We start from the raw sequence: 5378 nt of genomic DNA, 5'->3' as shown, positions 1-5378 counted from the left end.
GAACGAGCGCCACTACGGCGCCCTCCAGGGCAAGGACAAGGCCCAGGTGAAGGAGGAGTTCGGCGAGGAGCAGTTCATGGTCTGGCGCCGGTCCTTCGACACCCCGCCGCCCGCCCTGGACGACGACTCCGAGTTTTCCCAGGTCGGCGACGAGCGCTACGCGGACCTGGGCAAGGACGCCCCCCGCACCGAGGCCCTCAAGCAGGTCGTCGACCGCCTGCTGCCCTACTGGGAGGAGCAGGTCCTGCCCGACCTCAAGGCCGGCAAGACCGTGCTGATCGCCGCGCACGGCAACTCGCTGCGCGCCCTGGTCAAGCACCTGGACGGCATCTCGGACGAGGACATCGCGGGCCTGAACATCCCGACGGGCATCCCGCTGGTCTACGAGCTGGACCAGAACTTCAAGCCGATCACCGCGAACGGCCGCTACCTCGACCCGGAGGCCGCCGCCGCCGGCGCCGCCGCCGTGGCCGCCCACGCCCTGGCCGACGCCGGCGGTCGATTCGACGCGGTCCTTCTCGGCATGGGGGAGGATGGCCATATCTGTTCCATGTTCCCCGAAAGCCCCACGCTGAAGACGCTTCTGACTCCAACGCTCAAACCCACGGTGCTGGGCGTGCCGCACGGCCGCGACGGCCTGGCGCCGCCGCAGGAGCGGCTGTCGATCAACCTGTCCTATCTGATGTCGGCGGGACGGGTGATCCTGGGCCTCAAGGGCGCGACCAAACGCGCCGTGTTCGAAGAACAGGCAAAGGGCGATCCCAAGGTCCAGCCCATCGCGGCGTTGCTGGCCAATGCCGTTCCCCTAGAAGTTCTGTGGACGGAGGAAGGCTGACATGGCCCTTCATCCCACGGTCGCTGCGGTCACCGCCCGCATCATCGAGAAAAGCCGCGAAACCCGCGCCGACTACATCCGTCGCATGGACGCTGCGCGCGACAGCGGCGCCGGCCGCGCCAAGCTGAGTTGCGCCAACTGGGCCCACGCCTTCGCCGGCCAGACCATCGCGGACAAGCTGACGGCCATGGACGGCTCCAAGCCGAACCTGGGCATCGTCACCGCCTATAACGACATGCTGTCGGCCCACCAGCCGTTCGAACGCTTCCCCAGCGTCGTGCGCGAAGCGGTGCGTCAGGTCGGCGCCACGGCCCAGGTCGCCGGCGGCACCCCGGCCATGTGCGACGGCGTCACCCAGGGTCGCCCCGGCATGGAGCTGTCGCTGTTCAGCCGCGACGTCATCGCCATGTCGGCCGGCGTCGGCCTGACCCACGACGCCTTTGACGCCGCCATGATGCTGGGCGTCTGCGACAAGATCGTGCCGGGCCTATTCATGGGGGCTCTGGCGTTCGGCCACCTGCCGGTCGTCTTCGCCCCCGCCGGCCCCATGCCGTCGGGCATCCCCAATGCCGAAAAGGCCCGCGTCCGCGCCGAATACGCCCAGAACAAGGTCGATCGCCAGACCTTGCTTGAAAGCGAGATCGGCAGCTATCACTCGCCCGGCACCTGCACCTTCTACGGCACCGCCAACTCCAACCAGATGATGATGGAGCTGGGCGGCCTGCATATGCCCTCCACCGCGTTCGTCCACCCCGACACCGGCCTGCGCGACGCCCTGACGGCGGCGGCGGCCAAGCGGGCGGTCGAACTGGCCCGCAGCGGCGAATGCCGCATGGCCGACGTCATCGACGAGAAGTCCATCGTCAACATGATCGTGGCGCTGCTGGCCACCGGCGGATCGACCAACCACGCCATCCACCTGGTCGCCATGGCGCGGGCGGCGGGCGTGCTGATCGACTGGACCGACATGGACGAATTGTCGTCGGTCACGCCGCTGCTGGCGCGGGTCTATCCGAACGGATCGGCCGACGTGAACGCCTTCCAGGCCGCCGGGGGCGTCGCCTTTGTGGCGCGCGAACTGGCCGCCAACGGCAACATCCACACCGACGTGACCACCATCATGGGCAAGGGCATCGCGCCCTACTTCCAGGAGCCGTCGATGGTGGACGGCGAACTGGTCTGGCGCGACGGCGTGAAGGAGAGCTTGGATCGCGACATCCTGCGCCCCGCCTCCGATCCGTTCGACAAGGAGGGCGGCCTGCGGCTGGTCCAGGGCGATCTGGGCCGCGCGGTCATAAAGATATCGGCGGTCAAGCCCGAGAACCGCCTCGTCGAGGCGCCCGCCGCCGTGTTCGAAACCCAGGAAGACGCGCTCCAAGCCTTCAAGGACGGCAAGCTGTTCCGCGACGTCGTGGTGGTTCTGCGATTCCAGGGCCCCAAGGCCAACGGCATGCCGGAGTTGCACAGCCTGTCGCCCGCCCTGTCGGTGATCCAGGATCGAGGTTTCAAGGTCGCCTTCGTCACCGACGGCCGCATGTCGGGCGCCAGCGGAAAGACGCCGGCGGCGATCCACGTCAGCCCCGAGGCCCTGGCCGGCGGCCCGCTGGCCCACATTCGCGACGGCGACATCATCCGCCTGGACCCGGAGGCCGGCGTGCTGACCACCGTCGGCGTCGAAGACCTGACCGGCCGCCCACGCGCCACGCGCAGCCAAGCTCATGCCGAGGGATCGTCCTGGGGCTATGGACGCGAGCTGTTCGGCGCCTTCCGCCATGTCGTCACCACGGCCGAGGAAGGCGCCACCGTCTGCTTCGCCGTCAACGGCTCCAGCAGCGCGGTGCACACCGACACGCCGCCCAATCCCAATGTCGTCGACCGGACCGTGGACGCCTGATCCGCCGAACCGAGCGCAGGAAACGCATCATGAATGACAAGACCCTCCTCGTCGGCGACGTCGGCGGCACCAACGCTCGCTTCGCCGTGGCCCGCATGGTCGAGGGCAAGCCCGTGCTGGACCACCACGAGAGCTTTCCCGCCGAACGCTATCCGACCTTCCTGAAGGGGGTTGAGGCCTTCATCGACGGCTGCGAGGTCAAGCCGTCGGGCGGCGTGATCGCCGTCGCCGGTCCGGTGACGGACGGGGCCATCGACCTGACCAACTCGCCCTGGGCCGTGTCGGAATCCGAACTGCAGACCCTGGGTCTGAAGCCGGTCAAGCTGATCAACGACTTCGAAGCCCTGGCCTGGGGCGCGCCCATCGTGCCCGGGGATCAGCTGGAGAGCCTGGGCGGACCCGTCGACGGCGATCCGCATTCGACGGTGGCGGTGCTGGGTCCCGGCACTGGCTTCGGCGTTTCGGCCCTGGTGCGCGACGCCCACGGCGAGGAAATGGCCATGCCCAGCGAGGGCGGACACGCCTGCTTCCCACCCGGAGATCCGGTCGAGGACGAAATCCTGCGAATCCTACGTCGGCGCTACGACCGGGTCTCGATCGAACGGCTGATCTGCGGCCCGGGCCTTCTGAATATGCACCGCGCCCTGGCCGAAATTGACGGCCGCGAAACCCACATCGACGATCCCGCTGAAATCACGGAGACGGCCCTCAAGGATCCCAACAGCCCGTGCGGCGCCACCCTGGCGCGGTTCTGCGCGATCCTGGGCGCGGTCGCCGGGGATATCGCCCTGACCACAGGCGCGCGCGGCGGGGTCTATATCGCCGGAGGCATCGTTCCGCGCATCCTGCCCTTCATCAAGGCCAGCCCGTTCCGCCAGCGCTTCGAACGCAAGGGCCGGTTCAAGGACTATATGGCCGAGATTCCGACCAAGGTGATCATGCACAAGCACGCCGCCCTGCTGGGCGCGGCGCGCGTGGCCTTCGCGGAAGCCGGGGAGTAACGGCGGCTTCACACAAAAATCACGGCGGCGTGAACCGATCCCGTGCGGCGACGTTTCCTCTGCTCCACAACGGAGGAAGTCCCATGAAGAAGATCGCCATCGCCGCCGTCTCGCTGTTCGCCCTGGCCGGCGTCGCCGCCTGCGGTGAAAGCGCCGCCGACAAGGCCGCCGAGAGTCAAGCCGACGCCATCGAGGCGCAAGGCGAAGCGCGCGCCGATTCGCTGGAAGCCCAGGCCGCTCAGGCGCCGACCGACGCCCAGGCCGACGCTCTGAACGCCCAGGCCGACCGCGTCGAAGAGAACGCCGACCGTCGCGCCGATCAGGTTGAGCAGCAGGCCGGCAACGCCGACGGCGGCATGACCACCTCGAACACGCCGAGCCAGCACTGACCGCTCGGTTCGACAATGAAGGGCCCCGCTTCGGCGGGGCCTTTTTTGTTGCGCGTCAGTCGATGCAGAGGCCGACGTCCGCCTTGCCGTCCTTCACCGTGGTGTGACAGCCGAACCGGTTGCTCGTCGGTTGGCAGACGCCTGTCGCGGCCTGGCCCGGCTTGGGTGGCGCGCCGTCTTCCAGCCAGCAGTCGCCCTGGCATTGGTCGCCGTCGGTGCACCGCTTTCCTGCGTCGGCGTAGGTCACCACGCACTGCCAGCTTTGCAGACGACCCACGCGCTGCATCGTCCCGCCGCGCTGGGCGCAGGCCGAGGCGTCGGCGCTCTGGCTCGGCGTTTCGACCGAAGCCGGCGAGGCGGCGGGCTGGGGCGCGCAAGCGACGGCCAAAAGGGCTGCGGCGGCGAGGAGAGCAGTGCGGATCAAGAGACCTGTCCTTTTTCAAAGCCTGACCAGACATCGTCGTAGTCCAGTTGCATCTGGGGCGAGCCTTGCGCCCATTTCGTGACGCGGATCGGCATGCGGGTCTCGAACATGAAGGCCAGGGTGTTTTCGATCTTGTGCGGCTTCAGCTCAGCCCTGATCGCGCCTTCATAGCTGGCTTGGTCGGGACCGTGGCCGCTCATGCGGTTGTGCAGGGACGCGCCCCCCGGTGCGAAGCCGCCCGCCTTGGCGTCATAGGCGCCGGTCACCAGACCCATGAACTCGCTCATGACGTTCCGGTGGAACCAGGGCGGGCGGAAGGTATGTTCGGCCACCATCCAGCGCGGCGGGAAGATCACGAAGTCGATGTTGGCCGTGCCGGGCGTCTCCGATGGACTGGTAAGGACGGTGAAGATCGAAGGATCGGGATGGTCATAGCTCACCGTGTTGATCGTGTTGAACCGGGCCGTGTCGTAGCGGCAGGGCGCCAGGTTGCCGTGCCAGGCGACGACGTCCAGCGGACTGTGATCGAAGGTCGTGGCCCAAAGGCACCCCCCGAACTTCTGCACGCACTCGGTGGGGCGGTCGATGTCCTCATAGGCGGCGATGGGCGTCTCGAAGTCGCGCGGATTGGCCAGGCCATTGGCCCCGATCGGCCCCAGGTCCGGGATGCGGAAGGGGCTGCCGTAGTTCTCGCAGACATAGCCCCGCACCGGGCCGTCAACCTCGACACGAAAGCGGACCCCGCGCGGGATCAGGACGACATGGCCTGGCTCGGCCTCGATCACGCCCATCTCGGTCACGAATCGATGCGCGCCCTGCTGCGGCACGATCAGCA

General features: G+C 68.1%; 6 protein-coding genes. 4 read left to right on the top strand and 2 right to left on the bottom strand.

What is annotated here, in order from left to right:
• The 4 genes from B2U11_RS08730 to B2U11_RS08715 all read left to right on the top strand — a co-directional run.
• The coding region (locus B2U11_RS08730; protein WP_292071157.1) for a 2,3-bisphosphoglycerate-dependent phosphoglycerate mutase at window positions 1-835 on the top strand (835 nt) is incomplete at its 5' end.
• A 1-nt stretch (window position 836) separates the two neighbouring features.
• Complete coding sequence (gene edd, locus B2U11_RS08725; protein ID WP_292071155.1) at window positions 837-2729, top strand: phosphogluconate dehydratase; 1893 nt, start codon at window positions 837-839, stop codon at window positions 2727-2729.
• Window positions 2730-2758: 29 nt separating this feature from the next.
• On the top strand, window positions 2759-3730 hold the full coding sequence (gene glk, locus B2U11_RS08720) for a glucokinase (protein WP_292071153.1): 972 nt from the start codon (window positions 2759-2761) through the stop codon (window positions 3728-3730).
• An 83-nt stretch (window positions 3731-3813) separates the two neighbouring features.
• Window positions 3814-4119 (top strand): hypothetical protein, encoded by a 306-nt coding sequence (locus tag B2U11_RS08715; RefSeq protein WP_292071151.1) that lies wholly within the window; start codon window positions 3814-3816, stop codon window positions 4117-4119.
• A gap of 55 nt (window positions 4120-4174) precedes the next feature.
• On the opposite strand, the gene B2U11_RS08710 is transcribed toward B2U11_RS08715, so the two are convergent.
• Together B2U11_RS08710 and B2U11_RS08705 are read right to left on the bottom strand one after the other, a co-directional pair.
• Window positions 4175-4543, bottom strand: a complete 369-nt coding sequence (locus B2U11_RS08710) for a hypothetical protein (RefSeq protein ID WP_292071150.1) — start codon at window positions 4541-4543, stop codon at window positions 4175-4177.
• Window positions 4540-5378 (bottom strand): homogentisate 1,2-dioxygenase domain-containing protein (locus B2U11_RS08705; RefSeq protein WP_292071148.1); only part of this gene is annotated, 839 nt, incomplete at its 5' end. The genes B2U11_RS08710 and B2U11_RS08705, both read right to left, overlap by 4 nt.

Source organism: Brevundimonas sp. UBA7534 (assembly GCF_002479325.1).
Lineage (GTDB): Bacteria > Pseudomonadota > Alphaproteobacteria > Caulobacterales > Caulobacteraceae > Brevundimonas.
The sequence above is the reverse complement of the archived record's forward strand: the minus strand, read 5'-3'. Positions and strand labels throughout refer to the sequence as shown.

What these genes read in the sequence shown, in the direction of transcription:
- edd (WP_292071155.1), top strand. Translation starts at nt 837, where the DNA reads ATGGCCCTTCATCCCACGGTCGCTGCGGTCACCGCCCGCATCATCGAG.
- B2U11_RS08715 (WP_292071151.1), top strand. Translation starts at nt 3,814, where the DNA reads ATGAAGAAGATCGCCATCGCCGCCGTCTCGCTGTTCGCCCTGGCCGGC.
- glk (WP_292071153.1), top strand. Translation starts at nt 2,759, where the DNA reads ATGAATGACAAGACCCTCCTCGTCGGCGACGTCGGCGGCACCAACGCT.